This window comes from Chryseobacterium ginsengisoli, assembly GCF_039542325.1.
GTDB classification, from domain to species: domain Bacteria; phylum Bacteroidota; class Bacteroidia; order Flavobacteriales; family Weeksellaceae; genus Chryseobacterium; species Chryseobacterium ginsengisoli.
In genome coordinates, this window is record NZ_BAABHX010000004.1 from 342681 (window position 1) to 361326 (window position 18646).

Here is an 18646-nt window from a genome sequence, read left to right on the forward strand (position 1 = left end):
TTTCACAAATATTAGCATGAAAATACTCATCACAGGAGGAGCCGGATTTATTGGAAGTAAGTTGTCTTTAGAACTTAAGAAGAAGGGGTATGAAGTTACGGTTTTAGATAATCTTTCTTCTCAGATTCACGGTGAAAATCCTGAGGAGGATTCGCCACTATATAAGAGTATTTTAGGTAAAGTTAATTTCATTAAAGGGGATGTTGTTAATTTTGAAGACTGGGAAAAAGTAATTGAAGGGCAGGAAGTAATTGTGCATTTTGCGGCAGAGACAGGAACCGGACAATCCATGTACCAGATCGAAAAATATACAGAAGTGAATGTTTCAGGGACAGCAAAAATGCTGGATCTTTTGGTAAATAAGCCACATAATGTAAAAAAAGTAATCATTGCATCTTCGAGAGCTGTATATGGTGAAGGAAAATATCTGCATCCTGAGTTAGGATTGATTTTTCCCAGACCAAGAAATGTTGAAGAAATGCGAAACGGTAACTTTGAAATCATTTACCCGGACGGACAGATGCTTCGCGCTTTGCCTACAGATGAAGAATCGAAAATACATCCGACTTCCATCTACGGAATTACAAAATATACGCAGGAACAGATGGTAATGACCGCTTGTTCTTCAATGGGAGTTGCTCCTGTAGCGGTAAGATTTCAGAACGTTTACGGCGAAGGTCAGTCTTTACTGAATCCATACACGGGAATTTTATCCATTTTTTCATCACAGATTCTTAATGGAAATAATATTAATGTTTTTGAAGACGGAAATGAATCCAGAGATTTTATTCACGTCGATGATGCAGTAGAAGCTACTATAAAATGTATTGAAAATGAAGCGGCAAACGGTGAAATTTTCAACGTAGGAACGGGAGTTTCAACTTCGGTTACGACTGTAGCTGAAAATCTGAGAAAATTTTATGATATAGATTTTGAAATAAATGTTTCAGGACAATTTCGTTTGGGAGACATCAGACACAATTTTGCAGATATCAGCAAGATCAAATCTAAATTGAAATTTCAGCCGAAAATATCTTTCGAAGAAGGAATGTCGAAGTTTACGAATTGGGTATTGCAACAGAATATTCAAGACGTGAAATTCAAAGAATCTTTGGACGAAATGAAAGTAAAAGGGCTTTTAAAATGATTAGTTTAAAAGACAAAAAAATTCTTTTTCTGTCAGTCAGTTTTTTTAAATATGAGAAAGCCATAGCAAAAAGACTTTCTGAGATTGGAGCTGAAGTGGATTTTTATGATGAAAGACCTTCCAATTCCAATCTTTCCAAAGGAATTATCCGCCTGAATAAAGGTTTTTACCATTTAAAAATAAACAACTACTACAATCATATTTTAGATGAAATTAAAGGCAAAAAATACGATTATTTCTTTCTGATCAAAGGAGAAGCCATTCCTACTTTTTTTCTTGAAAAAATAAAGGAAAACAACCCTGAAATGGAGATGATCTATTATAATTTTGATCCATTGACGGAATATCCGAATCTTATTTCTAATTTAAAATATTTCGATAAAAAATTTACTTTCGAATATAATGATTCAGTTAAGTTTAATATAGGTTTCAGACCGCTGTTTTATCTTGATGAATACAAAGATCTGAAACAAAATTCCCATCCGGATTATGATATTGTTTTTATCGGAAGTGCACATACGGACCGATACATTGTAGGTGAAAATATCCGAACGATCGCAGATAAACTTAATCTAAAATCGTACTTTTATTATTATGCGATGGGAAGAATTGCTTTTAGATTAAAAAAGATTATCGATAAAAATCTAAAACAATTCGATATCAATAAAGTCAGTTTTGATAAATTGAATCATCAGCAAATCATAGATTTTTATAAAAAAACAAAATCTGTATTAGATATTAATAAGCCTTTTCAAAATGGTTTGACGATAAGAACTTTCGAAGTTTTGGCTTCAGGAAGAAAGTTGATTACAACCAATTCTGATATTAAAAATTATCCTTTTTACTGTCCGAATAATATTTTGGTTATAGACAGAGAGAATATTCAGGTAGATCCTGATTTTTTTAACACTGATTTTAAAGAAATGGATAAAGATGTGTTATATAAAATGTCTCTGGATTCTTTTATAGAATGTATTTTCGACCACGATCAGGACGATTACTGGAATTCTTTCAGAGAAAATTAAAATCAATTTTTTGACTTAATTAAAATAAAAAAGCAACTCAATTGAGTTGCTTTCATTATGTAAAAATATTATTTGCTTATTTAGTTGGCGCAGGAGTCTGAGCCGGAGTAGCTTTAGAAGCCGGAGCTGAAGATTGCTTAGCCGGAGCTTCTTTCTGAGTTGGTACCTGTACCGGAGCAGCTTGTGTTGGTTTCCCTGTTAATACAACGCTTAAAAGGATAAGAACAATAATTGTTCCGCCAAGAGTCCATGTTGCTTTTTCCATGAAGTCATTGGTTCTCTGTACACCAAACTGTGCAGAAGATGCACCTCCAAATGTGCTTGAAAGACCTCCACCTTTTGGGTTTTGAGCCATAACAACGATTACTAATAAAACACTAGCAATCATAATAAGAACCATCAAGAGTATAAATATAGTATCCATTAATTTTGATATCTTTTTGAATGGGCAAATTTAATCTTTTTTTATCGAATAGCAAAGAAAGATCTTGTCAAATGTTAATAAAAATAAAAACGGCAACAATTGTTGCCGTTTTTTCTATAGAAATAGAATGTTTTATTTAAAATCAGAATCTTTAGCCTGATTTACTTCGTAAGATTTTACAGTCATGGTCATATCCATTCCCATTTGGTTTACAGAGATTGAATATGGCATTTTCACACCGCTTACATCTTTATAATCCGAGAATGTTGTAGGAATAGTCATAGTCTGTCCCTGAGCTTTTACGGTTCTTGTTTCTCCTGTTTTAAGTCCTGTTTTTACGCTGTAATAATAAGTAGTATCACCTCCTTTTACAACGTAAGAATCTTCACCTCCTATTTTTTCAATTCCGCCTAATGTATAATTAGCTGATTTTGCAAAACCAAGTTCTTCGAAAAGTTCAGTATTCTTAAGTTTTTCAGCAATTTGCTCAGGCTTCATATCAACCTTTTTGCCCATTTGTTCAGAATAACCTGTTTTTCCGTCAAATACCTGCTTCTGCATTACATTTCCCATCATCGTTACAGTCGTCGATTCTTTACCACCTTGAGCTTTAGTGATTTTGAAATCAATAGTTTGCCCTTGCATAGACATTGAAGCGTTCGTGGTATAAGAAGTAATTTTAGCCAAATTAGCTTTTCCTCCGATCGCATTAATATATTTATCTGCGATAGAAGCTACTGTTACACCCGCATCAACTTTCTGTACAGTTGGTTTTGCTACAGGATTTGCTTCTTTATCGAAATATTTTACAGGGTAACCCAATTTTTCCAATCCTTCAGAAATATCAGAAGCCTTACCAGCGATGAAAATTCTGCTTTGGTTTGGTAAAATTGTAGCTTTTACAGCGTTAGAAACGTCAGCAGCAGTTACTTTATCAATAGATTTTAAGTAGTTTGTGTAAAAATCAGCTGGAAGATCCTGAACTTTTTGGTTTAAAGCAAATCTTGCAATCGTTGCAGGCTGCTCCAAAGACATGATGAAAGATCCTTTCAACTTAGCTTTAGCATTTTCTAGTTCTTCAGGTTTTACTGTAGAAATAGCGTTAAGTTCGTTCATGAATTCCTTAACAGCTTTATCAGTAACCTCATTTCTTACACTTGCACTAGCAGAAAATTGCGGAGAATATTTGCTTGAGCTCATGTTTGAATAAGCACCGTAAGTGAAACCGTTTTTCTCACGAAGATTCATGAAAAGTCTTGCTTCACCACCACCTCCAAGAATGTAGTTGGCGATTGTTGCAGGGAAGTAGTTTGCATCTTTCATTTTCAGCGTGTTCAGGTTGTTCAGGGAAACAACAGACTGTACAGCAGAAGGTACATCAACCACGTTGATTTCAGTTTTAGCAACGTTTGCAGCAGGTTCTAGTGGTGTAATTGGCGTGTTTGCTTTTTTCCAACCGTTAAATGCTTTTTCGATCAAAGGTTTTACCTGATCAAATTTCACGTCTCCAACGATTACCAAATAAGCATTGTCCGGAGCGTAATATTTTTTGTAAGTATTTTGAACGTCGGCTAACTGAATTTTGTTGATAGATTCAACTGTTTCAAATTCTCCTCTTGAAGTATTTTTTCCGTACATCAAAGCGTTAGAAACTTTTCCTGCGATAGAAGAAGCATTTTTTTCGTCAGATTTTAATCCTTCGATAGCTCTTTCTTTAGAGTTTTGGATCTCATCAGCAGAAAATTTAGGATTGATAATCGCATCAGCCATTAAACCTAAAACCTGAGGGAAATATTTTGAAAGTGAATTTGCAGAAGCTCCGTTTGAAGAGAAATTAAGATTAGCTCCAAGATAATCAACTTTTTTGTTGAAATCATCTTTGCTCATGTTTGTCGTTCCGTTTTCGAACTGTTCCGCCATAATTTCGCTTACCCCTGTTACAGTACCTTCGTTGTATGGCGCTCTGTCCATAGAAAGACTTGCACTTACTCTTGGCAATTTGTTGTTTTCCACAACCATTACCGTAAGACCGTTGCTTAGTTGGAAAGTCTTTGGCTTAGCAATGTTGATTGCAGGAGTTGGTCCCGGCTTTGGCATTGCATTAAGATCTATTTTTTGTGCTGAAATCGTTCCCGCGAATAAAAACGCTGCAGCTATATATGTTAATTGCTTTTTCATTTGTAAAAATTAAATTTTTAATAATCATTTTTTAAACCTAAAAAGTTTAGTAGATTACTTTTTCTCAGGTACGTAATTAATGATTATTCTTTGGTTGGAATTAAGATACTTTTTAGCCGCATTTTGAAGATCCTGTCTTGTGATTCCTCTGTAAATGTCGATTTCTTTATTGATCAAATTCGTGTTACCCATCAATACATGGTTTGTAGCTAATGAAGCTGCAATTCCCTGGATGCTTGAGTTTGCGTTTACAAACTGGTTTTCGTATTGATTTTGTAGTTTCTGATAATCGTCTTCAGAAATTAAAGTAGTCTGAAGTTTTTTAATTTCAGCATCGATGTCAGATTGTAAAGCTTGTTTTGTAGTCTGTCCCATCGGGATTGCGAAGAATGCGAAAATACTGTAATCTTCAAGACCTTGGTTGAAAGCAGCTACCTGAAGCGCTTTTTTATCCTGATCAACTAATTTTTTGTATAAAACTGAAGATTTACCATTACTTAAATAAGAAGAAAGCATATCTAAAACGTAAGCATCTTTCTCTTTGTTACCCGGAGTTCTGTACGCGAAAATGTAAGCTGGAAGCTGGATGTTCGGGTCAGTTGCCGTAACTTCTTTTTCCTGAGTGATAGGAGCATCTTTCGGGAAATCTTTAGGATAAACTGTTCCTTTTGGAATGCTTCCGTAATAAGTTTCGATCCATTTTTTAGTTTCTTCAGGTTTGATATCTCCTGCAACTACCAAAGTAGCATTATTCGGAACGTAATATTTTTTATAAAAAGCCTGGAATTCTTCTAATTTCGCAGAGTTCAAATCTTCCATAGAACCGATTGTAGGCCAGTTGTATGGGTGATTTGTAAATAAGTTTTTCTGAATTGTTGTGAAAAGATTTCCATAAGGCTGGTTATCCATTCTCAATCTTTTTTCTTCTTTTACAACCTCTCTTTGAGTATCTACACCAACTTGGTTGATTACCGCGTGACGCATTCTTTCAGCTTCCATCCAAAGACCCAACTGTTCGTTGTTCGATGGGAAAGTTTCGTAATAATACGTTCTGTCATTTGTCGTGTTAGCGTTGTTTTGTCCTCCGTTTGAAGAAACTATCTTGAACCAGTCACCTCTTTTGATGTTTGGTGTTCCTTCAAATAAAAGATGCTCGAAGAAGTGAGCGAAACCTGTTCTTCCTTTTACTTCATCTTTTGCACCTACGTGATACATTACACCTGTCGTTACAACCGGCGCAGAATTGTCCTGATGAAGAATTACGTGAAGACCGTTTGGTAAGTCATACTCTTCGAATTTAATTTGTTGTGCATTAAGAGCCATTCCGAAGAAAGCCGCTGCAGCAACAGAAAGAAGTCGCTTTTTCATAAAGTAGAAATTGTTTTGTCAATTAGTGCCAAAATTACATCAATTGTTACATTCTCAAAATAAAATATTACATTCAGGAAAAGTTTTTTAATTAAACATAATGTTTTAAAAACGTGGTATTAAAAATTTTAATAAGATTTAGAATAAGGATTAATTTTGTAAACAAGAAAGCATTGTAACAATGAAAAATTTTTTAGACCCCAATATTTCTCCGGAATCTCTCTCTACTTTATTCAGTCAGGCTCCGGTTGCCATGTCATTGCTTATGGGAGATGATTTTATCATTACCAATGCAAATCAACAGATTCTTGATCTTTGGGGAAGAGGTGATTCTGTAATCGGAATGTCTTTGTATGACGCACTTCCTGAAATAAAATCGCAGGGTCTTTTTGAAATATTAAATGATGTTTACAGAAAAGGCGAAATTTTCAATGGAAATAAATGGCCGGTTTTTTTAGATAAATACGGAAATTATGAAGAGCATTTTTTCAATTTTATCTATGCACCTGTTTATAATGATGATAAAAAGATTATCGGAGTAAGTGTTGTAGCTACAGAAGTTACGGATCAGGTAATTTCAGAACAAAAACTAAAGGAAAGCGAATATCGTTTTGAAGACCTTATTAAAAAGTCGGATTATTGTATTGCTATTTACCGTTCAGAAGATCTTTATGTGGAATTGGCCAACGAACCGATGCTGAAAACCTGGGGTAAAGACGCTTCTGTAATCGGAATGAAACTGGAAGATGCGCTTCCTGAACTGGAAGGACAGCCATTTATCGGAATTTTAAAAGATATATTTAAAACAGGAAAAACATATACCGCAACTGAAGATCAGGTGAATCTTTTTGTAGACGGAAAACTGCAGACTTTTTATTATAATTTTTCTTACAAACCTCTGAAAAATTCTTCCGGTGAAGTATATGCTATCTATAATACAGCCATTAATGTTACGGATCAGATCATAGCAGGAAAGAAGATTCAGGAAAGCGAAAAAAAATATAAGGATCTTGCGGATTCTATGCCTCAGTTTGTCTGGACTTGCGACAAAAACGGTAAGATCACTTACATGAATGAGAGTTGGTACAAATACATGGGATTCAATAAAGATGAAGACGCCAATGAACAAATTCGAAAAATCATCAAACCTGAAGTCTATCCTAATATTTTAAGAATTTGGGAAGAAAGTGTTCATTCGGGAAAACCATTTGAAGTTGAATATGAATTTTTAGATCCTCAAAATCCTGAAGTTTACAGGTGGTTTTTAGGAAGAGCAGTTGCCAATTATGATGAAAACGGAGAAATAAACCGCTGGATCGGAACTTTTACAGATATTGATGATTTTAAACAGTTACAGACCCAAAAAGATAATTTTCTAGGAATTGCAAGCCATGAGCTGAAAACTCCACTTACCAGCTTGAAATTGTACACTCAGTTTATTGAATTGAATCTTAACAAGCAAGGAGATTCGAAAAATGCAGAAGTGGCAAAAAGAATGAATTATCAAATTGATAAACTTACAGAGCTAATTAATGATTTACTGGATGTTACGAAAATTCAAAATGGTAAAATTCAGCTTAATGAGTCAGATTTTGATTTTGATCAGCTTGTGGAAGAAGTCATTGCAGAACAGCAAATGACGGCAAGACATAAAATTCTTTTTGATAAACATCATATCGGAAATATAACTGCAGACCGACACAGAATTTCTCAGGTAATTAGTAATTTGATAAGTAATGCTATTAAATATTCTCCCGATGCAGATGAAATCCTCGTCTCTACAGAATTAAAAGATAATACGATTAAATTCAGTGTAAAAGATTTCGGAATCGGAATTCCATCCGACAAACAGCATAAAGTTTTTGAGCAATATTATCGTGTGAGTGGTACAAAAGAACATACTTTTCCGGGATTAGGATTGGGACTTTATATCTCATCAGAAATCATAAAAAGATCCGGCGGAAAAATTTATGTTAACTCTATAGAAGGAAATGGGTCTGATTTTTGCTTCGAAATACCTAAAATTAAAATATAATACATGTCTACTTCTACACAAATCTTAGTCCTGGATGACAGTCCTGCCATTGTTGATTCTATCGAAATGATGATGGAGCTTGAAGGATTAACAGTATCTAAGTTCTATAAAGGATCAGATATGCTCAATGCACTAAATCCGGAGGCTAAACCTGATGTTATTTTGATGGATATGTGGCTTTCCGGAGAAGACGGAAGAGATATTTGCCGAACTATAAGAGCCGATGAAAGCCTTCGTGATATTCCTGTTGTGATAATGTCTGCAAGCCGCGGTCTTGAACAGTCTGCATTGGATGCAGGTGCAAACGATTTCATCGCTAAACCTTTCGATATGGAAGATATGATTTCCCGTATGAGATCTTATATAAAATAAATCAATTTATAAAAAAGCAGAAGGATTATTATTATTATTATTATTTTCCTTCTGCTTTTTTTTTTCAATAGGCGATTTGTTCGTCCTTTTCTTTTATTCTTTCTTCGTATTACTCTATAAGTTTTCCGAAAGATATTAGTTTACTATCGTGTTTTTTATTTTAGATTTAAGCTTTCTCAATCTGAGACAGGGTAAATCTATTTTGTTGGAAGGTTTCTCAGCTTGAGACGATTTCCCTTCTTTTAGGTTTAGACTTTCTAATAGTGATACGGTGAGAACTTATCTAGGATGGCAATTTCTCACTCTGAGAAAACGCAAACCTAAACAGGTTCTGCTTATTTTTTTAGAAGAGCTTCAATTAATTTATTTTGGGATTCCATTAATTTTGCCATTTGTTCTTGGTTTTTTAGTATACTTTCTATTAATTCAGGCGATTGCATATTTACAGTACCACTTCCAGTATTCACAATACCATCATTCTTCTCAATATTGCTAATATTTGTAATTCTATCATCATATAAATTGTTTACATCAACTTCCAATTCATCAGCAATTTTTTTTAACAACAGAGAATTAGGAATACTTTTATCCGATTCTATATTTGAAATCGTACTCTGTGTAACATCTAAACGCAAAGCTAGATCGTCTTGGGATAATCTTTTTGCTTCTCTAAATTGTCTCACTTTAGTTCCTAAACTCATAATATTAAAATTTTAATCAAAAATATTAAAATATTGATGATGTTGAGCAAAAATAAATAATAGTTTTGTCCCTGTTCATATATAGATTGAAATTTTTTTTAAATCTTTTCCAACCTAAAGACAAAATACTACATCTATATATAAAAAGATTTATTATTTAATTTATAAAAAACAAAATGATCATGACGAAAAAATTAATTTCGTGGCTGTCTATACTGACAGTCTTTCTGACCTTGCTATGGTCGTGTCACAATGAAGACTTTGCCAAAGGCGAAGCTGAACCTCAAAGAAACAATGCCAATTTCTTTAAACATGTATCTTCCGCTACTGCAAAATCAGGAGTAGATTATGTGAGCATTCTCGAAGAGTATAACCGTGAAAACGATTTCCTCACCACTATGCCTGACCAAAAAGGAATGCCGATCTGGGATAAGATGCAGGTTGTAGATACTGAAACTGCAACAGGATTGATGATTCCGCTTTCAGATGATAACGAAACGATGAGCTCTGTGCTTTTTGCTACACTAGATGATGAAAATTCTATAATCGGCGTGAAAGATTATGACAATAAATTGTTGGAAAATATTGTCTACAGTGAAAAAATAGATAAGGATTTTCGGGAGCAGATGTTTTATACTTTTATGTATATGGATAATAAGACTTTTGGGAATGAAGATTTCACCAATATCCCGAAAGATCTTTTTGTCGGCAAGAAGTATAATAATGAATACGGAAGAATACGAATTAAAAATTTCACCACTTCCACGGCTACCGCACAGCAGAACGGAAAAATGATATGGCTTCAATCCTGTGGAGTCTATTGGCAATGCTCTCATCATGGGGAAGGCTCATGTGATAATTGCATGGAAAAATGCCATGTGAATATATGTTATGATGTGGTAATAAGTGTTCCGGATGGTGATGCAACGCCACAGATTCCCAACACATCGGGAGGTGGTGATGGCGGAGGCGGAGCTCCAGGACCTCAACCTCCGAAAGATCCGTGTACGTTGTCTGGAACAGTATTTTACAGGATATCGCAACAATGTAATGAAAATGATAATGTGACAGACGAAGAATTGCTGCCTCCACAATCTCCCTGTGAAACCTTGCAAAAAATGATTGAAAATTCTACTGTAAAAAATGCAATAGATGTATTGAAGCCAAAAACACTTTTAGATAAGAAAGAATTTACTCAGGAAATTGAGAGAAAATATAATGATATAACGCAAAACTATGATTATACAACAAATTTGCGAGAGGGAGATTCATTCAGTTCTGTAGCAGCAACAGGAGAATTTATAAAAGGAAATGCACATAATCATCCAAAGGATGGGATAAGAATACCTTCTTTAGGAGACATTAAATGGCTGAGTATCTGTCAAAGAGATATATTCCCTATAAGTGCTGTTGCGTACAACATTACTGTCTGTGCCAATCATCTAAGTCCAACTGATTATACTACAGCCAATTTATATGCTATTGCGACTGATAATAAAGATGAACTCAATACAAAACTTGGAGATCTGTATAACCGCCCTGATTTGATTGGTAAAACAGAAGATAATAAGAGGGACTTACTAATGGAAGAAGATGACTTATATTACGAAGGATTAAATGATAATCCTACAGAGTTAGAAAAGAGATTTTTACAGAAATATGGTAACTTTGGATTATCCTTATACCGATTTAATAAAACAACCAACAAATGGATGAAGCTAACTACAGATGGAAATACAATAACCGAAACACCTTGCGAATAATTATGAAAAAAATACACTTATTTACCGCTTTAATGATATTACTTTCAAGTTTAGCATCCTGCCAAACAATTGTTGACATACATGATAATAGTTATCCAATAAATACTCCCGATACCTATTACAAAGATATCGGGGATAAATTTAATCCTTATCAAGGAACTTGGGTGTATGATAATGGAACATCCTATATAAAAATAGTATTGATAAAAAAAGTAAAAGCACCTATTGGGACTCATTATGAAGATTACATTATCGGAGCATTCCAATATAAAAAAAGTGGAATTGATATCATTAATACTCTTAATACACTAAATACTAATTTAGCTGATGTAAGAGATTATTCAATAAGAGGAAAATTTTATTCTAATTCTCCAATAACGCCTTTCCATCAATATACATCTGATAATACACGAATAAGATTATCTGTAATAGAAAATGGATGTATTAGCCATATGAGTGTAAGAACATTAACACTAAACGGACAACCTACTATACAGATTGACAAAGGAAAACCATTTGAACAACCACAAGATTGTAATCCTGTAATTCCGGGAGGTTTTTATTATCTAAAGAAGCAATAAATAGTACAGGCTGTAGCAAAAACTACAGCTTTTTAAAGCCATGAAAATCATAATTACAATTTTAGCTTTAAGAATGTTAATTTCAAGTTTAACATCCTGCCAAGCTATTATTGATTTACATAATACTTATCCCACAAACACTCCCAATACTTATTATAAAGATATTGGTGATAAATTTAACCCCTATGAAGGAACTTGGGTATATGATGATGGAACATCTTATTTTAAAATAATATTAGTTAAAAAGATAAAATTTCCGATTTGGCAGTATTTTCAAGATTGTATTATCGGAGGTTTTCAATATAAAAAAAATGGTGTTGAAGTTATTAATAATTTAAATATTATTCAAAGTGACCCTATAAAATATCCTATTTCAGGTAATTGGATTGGAGAACCAACATTGAGTCCATTTGATCAATATACAACTGATAACAATTATGTGAAATTATCTATTAAAGAAAATGATTGTTTTAGTAATATTTATTTAAGGGTATTAACTTTAAATGGACAACCGCTATACAAATATTCAAAATGAAACCTCATGATATGTATCAGGCATGTGATCCCATAATTCCTGGAGGTTTTTATTATTTGATGAAGCAATAAAATAATTTAGGCTGTAGCGAAAACTACAGCCTTTTTACACAAATATGAAAACAATTATAAAGATCTTAATTATATTAACAATATTTCCTTTTTCGAAAGTAAATGCACAGGTTTCTGATACATTGGCTTATGTAAAAAATTTTGAAACTAATAAAGCCAATTATATTGGACAACCTTTTTCAAAGTTACTTAACGAAATGAATTTATTACAACCTAAATCATTATGTACAAATCAACCTCGCTATTCTTTAATAAAATTTAGCAATGCAGCTGATGAATTTAATATCGGAACAGTGAATATGATTATTACTTGGGAAACTCCACTTCCTGCAACAGAAACAGAATATTATGAAAATAAAAATCATTTCTATTTTACTAATGATGAGAGAAGTTATTATGGAAATAAGATTATAAAAAATATATCCATATATGTAACTAATTAAATGAAAATAATTATGATCCGTCATATAGTATTTAAGATTATTTTATTCTTATGTATTATTATATCTACATTTTATAAATCTCAAAAAATAATCATTCGAGGGATTGCTAGAGACACAACAAAAGATTATAGATCTGTAAGAATTGTAGTTAATGATACACTGAAAAAACATATGGAGTTTCTAAAAGAAATGAAAGGAAAGAGGAAAAAATGGAGAGAAAAAAATAGCTATACTAAATTACTTGAAAATGCTGAATTGTATACAAATGTTGATAAAAATGGAAATTATGAGATAAAAGCAAAACTTTCTGACACTCTATATTTTTACAGTAGCAGACATTTCACGCAAAAATATGAAGTAGTAGATATTATAAAACATAAAATAAAAGTAGAACTGAAACCTGAACGTTGTAGCTACAAAGTAGATTGTGAACAGAGTAAGCCTGCTAATTATTATATTTTTGTTGCGAAAAAAATTTCTGTAAATATGCAGGATGATCCATATTATTGTGATATCATTCCATTAAGTGCGGAATACAAAAGTGTTTATAAGATAGAACAACAAATTTATGGGCATTATCCAAAAGATACTATATCTTTTTCTACTTATGATCATTATGGAAGTCCTCGTTTCAGTAAATATAATACAGTCTTACTTTTTGTAGGAGAATCTTGCGGGAAACTATATCATGAATCGGATCAATACTTTGACGTATACAAAACTAAAGACGGAAAATGGGCAAGCCCAGGTGATCCATACAAATTTGATAAGGCTAGTAAAAAGAAATCTATTAAAGCTCAATATATTGAATTTGATAACTCTTTAAAAATTGATACTTTGAATAATGACCCGTTTAGACCTAATGAACAGGAATATGAACCTCCATATTATAAAATTAAAAGCCGTAAAGCAATACCACTCATGGGAACTTATGTTGATGATTTGGTAAAACTAAAAATAGAGATAATAAATGAAAGATATAAAAATTTCAAATTAGAATAACAAGATTAATATGAAAATGATAATTTTATTTTTATTAATAATATCATCTTCCTTTAAATAAATGCACAAGTTTACCTATGTAAAGACCGTTGAAATTAATAAAGCAAATTATATAGGGCAACCTTTTTCTAAATTGCTAATGAGATGAAATTTGCTAAGCCAAGCATGATGAGGAAAAGACCTATACATGGAATTGTAAAGTTAGTGAGTGCAACAATTTTTTGTTTTAACAAAAGGTGTCCTTTTGATCCTGATAATGCAGGCTGTCTCTCCATTACTTGGGAAGAATCTCTGCACTACAGAGATTCAGGATATCGCTCTCTTGAGGAAAAAAATAATAACTATTTTACTAAAGATGAAGAATCTTTTTTTGATTCTAAAATAGTGAAAGATATACAGGTATATCGAAGATGAAATGGTTTTCTAAAATATTTCTATTTTGTACTTTGCTTTTTATAATTAAAAGTAAAGCACAATTAGATACTTTGAATTATTTAAAACAGTTTGAAGTAAATAAAGGCAAATATATTGGAAAACCATTTGCTAAATTATTAAGTAAGCTAAAATATAAAATAGTAATATCGAGTTTAGATAATAATGGTTGTTATTATGCTTCAAGCTTTGGTTTTTCAAAAAATACAAAGACCTTTATGAGCATGAATATAGAATGGGAAAATTCTATAGTTACTACTCCACTGTTTTTTACAAATAAAAAATGGTTAGAAGTTTCAGATTTTACAGAAGAAGAGAAATCATTTTTAGAAAAGATTATAATTAAAGATATTTCTGTTCAAAATCAAGCGGTTTCTTTTGGATTCTTGCACTGTGGGTTCAAAAAGATTCCAAGAGAATTTACAAAATATCTCTTTGATAATAAAAAGAATTATATAGGCAAAAGATTTGAAGATTTTTTATGTAATATTAAGCCTGTATATTTTACTGAATACAAGCAGGATCATAATGAATCTGGAAAAATATATAAAACAACCTTTTTTCTAAATTATGGAAAAGTTTTCGATAAAGATAAACGTAATAAAGATTCAATTCAAATTATATGGAAAAACCCATTGAATAATAAATTACTGTTAGATAAAAATACTTTAGGAACAAAAGAGATCCTACTATTACGGGATGAAATAATATCGGACATCAAAGTATATCGCTAAGGAAAAGTCTTCAAAATATTTCTATTTTATGTTTTGCTCTTTATCATTCAGAGTAAAGCACAATTAGATACTTTGAATTATTTAAAACAGTTTGAAATAAATAAGGGAATTTATTATCTGATAAAACAGTAAAATAACTTAAGCTGTAGTTTCCTACAATTTTTTACAGCTATGAAAAAGAGAATTATAATCTTACTTCTGGGTTAGCTTTCTGTCAAATAGTTGGAGATTTATATAATACTGGAGTTGCTACTAAAGTTATTTATATATCAAAAGGTGAATATAAAGTTTCAGAAGAAACCTTAATGACAATAAATAATTAGTTGTTTTCATAGGAGGCTATCAAAATAGATAGCCTCTTTTTTATGAAGATATTTTTCAAAATTTGAATTCTCCTTATAATACACTAATTTTGTATTCCCAAAATTTTTTGCAGCATGGAGGATTATTTGAAAGGACTGAATGAATCACAATTTGAAGCCGTTACCACATTACAGGGACCATTGATGGTTCTTGCGGGAGCGGGTTCCGGAAAGACGCGTGTTCTTACGATGCGTATCGCTCATTTGATCACGAATGGAGTAGACCCTTTCAATATTTTGGCGTTGACCTTTACCAATAAGGCAGCAAAAGAAATGAAAGAACGTATTGCAAAAGTAGTTGGACAAAGCAATGCGAGAAGTCTTTGGATGGGAACTTTTCACTCTGTTTTTGCAAGAATACTGAGAAGTGAAGGACATTATTTGGGCTATCCGTCCAATTTTACCATTTACGATCAGCAAGATACCCTGAATGTTATCCGAAAAGTGATCAAAGACATGAATATCGACGCTGATCTTTATAAGCCTAAAAAAGTTCAGTCAAGAATTTCGACTTACAAAAATAACCTGATTACTGTAAAAGCATATTTCAACAATCCCGAATTAATGGAAGCCGATGAAAAAGCCAACATGAAATTCATCGGGCAGATTTATCAGAAATATGTAGAACAATGTTTCAAAAACGGAGCGATGGATTTTGATGATTTATTGTTAAAAACCAATGAATTATTAACACGTTTTCCGGAAGTTTTAGCAAAATATCAGGACAGATTCAGATATATTTTGGTAGATGAGTACCAAGATACAAACCATTCGCAGTATCTAATTGTAAAAGCATTAGCTTCAAAATTTGAAAATATTTGCGTAGTAGGAGACGATGCACAGTCGATTTACTCTTTCCGTGGCGCGAATATCTATAATATTTTAAACTTCAAAAAAGATTATCCGGACGCAATTACAGTTTCTTTGGAACAGAATTACCGTTCAACACAAAATATTGTAAATGCAGCAAATGCAGTAATCGCAAAAAACCTTCAGCAATTCAAGAAAAATGTCTTCAGTGAAAATGAAGAAGGGGAGAAAATTAAAGTTTATCGTTCACTTTCCGATGCAGATGAAGCCAATTTCGTAGCCGGAAACATCTGGGAAACAAGAAACAGGGAACAGAGAAAATACAGCGATTTTGCCATTTTATACAGAACAAACTCTCAGACACGAGCTTTTGAAGATGCTTTGAGACGTAAAAATATTCCGTACAAAGTTTACGGAGGTCTGTCTTTCTACCAAAGGAAAGAGGTGAAAGATTTAATCGCTTATCTTCGATTGTTGGTCAATGAAAATGACTCGGAAGCATTGATGAGAATTATCAATTATCCGACTAGAGGAATTGGAGAAACTACTCAGAATAAACTGATCGTTTTTGCAGATTCTCATAATGTTGCGGTTTCAAAAGTTTTGGACAATCTTCCGATGTACGCTCCGCAATTAGGCTTCAATAATGGAGTTTTGAATAAATTGAATGACTTTTGGTCAATGATCAAAGCGTTTCAGGTATTGCTTAAAACAGAAACAGCTTACAGCGTTGCGATGGAAGTTGCGAAACGAAGCGGGTTGATCAAATTTCTAAAAGACGACCAGACTCCAGAAGGAATTTCACGTGTAGAAAATGTTCAGGAATTAATGAACTCGATGCAGGGATTCATTGAAGAACAAATGCAGATCGAAGACGGAGATCCGAGTTTACCAAATTTCCTTGAAAATATTGCTCTTTCTGCAGATACTCAAAATAAGGATGATGAGGAAGAAATGGTTTCATTAATGACGATTCACTTGTCAAAAGGATTGGAATTTCCGGTTGTTCACTTGGTTGGTTTGGAAGAAAATCTTTTCCCAAGTTTCATGAGTTCTACAACCAGAGAAGATCTTGAGGAAGAAAGACGTTTGTTCTATGTTGCTTTAACGAGAGCCGAAAAACAGGCATTTTTCTCGTATGCAATTTCCCGTTTTCAGTGGGGGAAAATTACCGATGCAGAACCTTCAAGATTCTTAAGCGAAATTGATGATCAATTTATTGAATTCGTAAATCCGGCAATTGAAAAACGTTTTATTAATAATTCAGGAGTTAAGTCTAATATTTTCGACGAACATCCTTCTGAACTGAAAGGCTTCAAAAGGGTTGAAAAGAAAACCATCGAAAGAGCAGAAGGCTCAAAACCAATTGCTGAACCAAGAAAACTGAAACCTGTTGCTACAGCAAAAATTATCAATCCAAGCGGAGCTTCTTCTCAGGATATTGAAGTTGGAGATAAAGTAAGACACGACCGTTTCGGAATCGGAGAAGTTTCTTTCCTTGACGGAACCGATCCTCAAAATATTAAAGCAAAAGTAATCTTCATGCATGAAGGCGAGAAGAATTTGATTTTAAAATATGCTAAACTGACGAAGATTTAGGTCATTGCGAGGAGCAAAGCGACGAAGCAATCTCAAAATATTTCCCACAAATTTCACAAATCTCAATCCCTGAAATCTGTGGGAATTTTAATTTTAAAAGTCAAATAAATATTTATAACTCAAAATGAGACAATGTAAATTTTGTATATTTAAATATTAAAAGCTTACAATGAAAAAGATTCTGATATTTTTAATTCTAACACTATTTTCAAATCCTTTTTTTTCTCAGGAATATCGTACAGAAAATAATATTCATTATTACGATGCAAAAATCAATACATCTAATGCTTACATCAATGAAAGATGTGTATTGGATATTTATATTCCGAAAAATGTGAAAAATTTCCCGACAGTAATTTGGTTTCATGGAGGAGGTTTAACTGGCGGACAAAAGGAAATCCCAGAAGCTTTAAAAAATAAGGGAATTGCTGTAATCGGTGTTAATTATAGACTTTCACCGAAAGTAAATGCTCCGAAATACATTGAAGATGCCGCCGCAGCAACGGCATGGATTTTTAAAAACATTAAAAATTATGGAGGCAGTGAAGATTTAATCTTTATTTCAGGACATTCTGCAGGAGGTTATCTCGCTATTATGGTAGGTTTAGACAAATCTTATTTAAACAAATACGGAATTGATGCCAATAAATTTGCCGGAATTATTCCTTTCAGCGGACAGATGATTTCACATTTTACAATCAGAAAAGAAAAAGGAATAGATGAACTGGATGCAAGAATTGATAATTTTGCGCCGCTTCATTTTATCAGAGCCGATGCGCCGCCTTTGTTATTAATTACAGGTGATCGTGAAAAAGAATTATTGGGACGATACGAAGAAAACGCTTACATGGTTCGAATGATGAAACTGAAAGGTCATAAAGAAACAACTTTGTACGAATTGCAAGGTTTTGATCACGGCGGAATGGCGCAACCCGCATTTCCGTTATTAATCAACGAAATCAAAAGGGTAGAAAAGCTGAAAAAAGAAAAATAATTTTAATAAATAGTACAAATTTTATTTAATAATTGCTTTGCAGGTTTTATCTTGCGAAGCTTTTTATTTT

The 18646-nt window shown here is 32.8% G+C and carries 17 protein-coding genes; 13 read left to right on the forward strand and 4 right to left on the reverse strand.

The genetic code is table 11. The features are described 5' to 3' along the window. Positions 1 to 16 precede the first annotated feature (16 nt). On the forward strand, positions 17 to 1147 hold the full coding sequence (locus tag ABD940_RS14905; RefSeq protein WP_345205505.1) for an NAD-dependent epimerase/dehydratase family protein: 1131 nt from the start codon (positions 17 to 19) through the stop codon (positions 1145 to 1147). Then, positions 1144 to 2172: a WaaS/CpsH family glycosyltransferase gene (locus ABD940_RS14910; protein ID WP_345205508.1), complete on the forward strand. Its 1029-nt coding sequence runs from the start codon at positions 1144 to 1146 to the stop codon at positions 2170 to 2172. Before ABD940_RS14905 ends, ABD940_RS14910 begins: the two co-directional genes overlap by 4 nt. Positions 2173 to 2248: 76 nt before the next feature. On the opposite strand, the gene secG is transcribed toward ABD940_RS14910, so the two are convergent. The 3 genes from secG to ABD940_RS14925 all read right to left on the reverse strand — a co-directional run bounded on the left by secG (position 2249) and on the right by ABD940_RS14925 (position 6142). Further along, positions 2249 to 2596: a preprotein translocase subunit SecG gene (secG, locus tag ABD940_RS14915; protein WP_345205511.1), complete on the reverse strand. Its 348-nt coding sequence runs from the start codon at positions 2594 to 2596 to the stop codon at positions 2249 to 2251. Positions 2597 to 2728: 132 nt separating this feature from the next. Continuing rightward, complete coding sequence (locus ABD940_RS14920) at positions 2729 to 4774, reverse strand: M16 family metallopeptidase (RefSeq protein ID WP_345205514.1); 2046 nt, start codon at positions 4772 to 4774, stop codon at positions 2729 to 2731. A gap of 54 nt (positions 4775 to 4828) precedes the next feature. Further along, positions 4829 to 6142, reverse strand: coding sequence for a M16 family metallopeptidase (locus ABD940_RS14925; RefSeq protein ID WP_345205517.1), 1314 nt, complete (start codon positions 6140 to 6142; stop codon positions 4829 to 4831). A gap of 181 nt (positions 6143 to 6323) precedes the next feature. Here ABD940_RS14925 and ABD940_RS14930 point away from each other — a divergent pair, with 181 nt between their 5' ends. Both ABD940_RS14930 and ABD940_RS14935 read left to right on the forward strand, forming a co-directional pair. Beyond that, positions 6324 to 8177: a sensor histidine kinase gene (locus ABD940_RS14930; RefSeq protein ID WP_345205519.1), complete on the forward strand. Its 1854-nt coding sequence runs from the start codon at positions 6324 to 6326 to the stop codon at positions 8175 to 8177. A gap of 3 nt (positions 8178 to 8180) precedes the next feature. After that, positions 8181 to 8549, forward strand: a complete 369-nt coding sequence (locus tag ABD940_RS14935) for a response regulator transcription factor (RefSeq protein ID WP_345205522.1) — start codon at positions 8181 to 8183, stop codon at positions 8547 to 8549. Positions 8550 to 8884: 335 nt separating this feature from the next. On the opposite strand, the gene ABD940_RS14940 is transcribed toward ABD940_RS14935, so the two are convergent. Further along, complete coding sequence (locus ABD940_RS14940) at positions 8885 to 9250, reverse strand: helix-turn-helix domain-containing protein (protein ID WP_345205525.1); 366 nt, start codon at positions 9248 to 9250, stop codon at positions 8885 to 8887. 182 nt (positions 9251 to 9432) lie between these two features. Between ABD940_RS14940 and ABD940_RS14945 the strand changes: the two genes are divergently transcribed. The 9 genes from ABD940_RS14945 (at position 9433) to ABD940_RS14985 (ending at position 18576) form a co-directional block, all read left to right on the forward strand. Further along, positions 9433 to 11013 (forward strand): hypothetical protein, encoded by a 1581-nt coding sequence (locus ABD940_RS14945; protein WP_345205528.1) that lies wholly within the window; start codon positions 9433 to 9435, stop codon positions 11011 to 11013. Between the two features lie 2 nt (positions 11014 to 11015). After that, positions 11016 to 11594: a DUF6705 family protein gene (locus ABD940_RS14950; RefSeq protein WP_345205530.1), complete on the forward strand. Its 579-nt coding sequence runs from the start codon at positions 11016 to 11018 to the stop codon at positions 11592 to 11594. A gap of 40 nt (positions 11595 to 11634) precedes the next feature. After that, positions 11635 to 12129, forward strand: coding sequence for a DUF6705 family protein (locus ABD940_RS14955; RefSeq protein WP_345205533.1), 495 nt, complete (start codon positions 11635 to 11637; stop codon positions 12127 to 12129). Positions 12130 to 12244: 115 nt separating this feature from the next. After that, a complete protein-coding gene (locus ABD940_RS14960) occupies positions 12245 to 12643 on the forward strand; it encodes a hypothetical protein (RefSeq protein WP_345205535.1) in 399 nt (132 codons plus the stop codon). 12 nt (positions 12644 to 12655) lie between these two features. After that, positions 12656 to 13645: a hypothetical protein gene (locus ABD940_RS14965; RefSeq protein WP_345205537.1), complete on the forward strand. Its 990-nt coding sequence runs from the start codon at positions 12656 to 12658 to the stop codon at positions 13643 to 13645. A 144-nt stretch (positions 13646 to 13789) separates the two neighbouring features. After that, on the forward strand, positions 13790 to 14059 hold the full coding sequence (locus tag ABD940_RS14970) for a hypothetical protein (protein ID WP_345205540.1): 270 nt from the start codon (positions 13790 to 13792) through the stop codon (positions 14057 to 14059). Continuing rightward, positions 14056 to 14811, forward strand: coding sequence for a hypothetical protein (locus ABD940_RS14975; protein WP_345205543.1), 756 nt, complete (start codon positions 14056 to 14058; stop codon positions 14809 to 14811). The genes ABD940_RS14970 and ABD940_RS14975 overlap by 4 nt, the downstream gene beginning before the upstream one ends. Positions 14812 to 15248: 437 nt before the next feature. Beyond that, the gene (locus ABD940_RS14980) at positions 15249 to 17582 is read left to right on the forward strand and encodes an ATP-dependent helicase (RefSeq protein ID WP_345205545.1); all 2334 of its coding nucleotides are present in this window, start codon (positions 15249 to 15251) and stop codon (positions 17580 to 17582) included. 169 nt (positions 17583 to 17751) lie between these two features. Continuing rightward, positions 17752 to 18576: an alpha/beta hydrolase gene (locus tag ABD940_RS14985; RefSeq protein ID WP_345205549.1), complete on the forward strand. Its 825-nt coding sequence runs from the start codon at positions 17752 to 17754 to the stop codon at positions 18574 to 18576. The last annotated feature ends 70 nt before the right edge of the window (positions 18577 to 18646 follow it).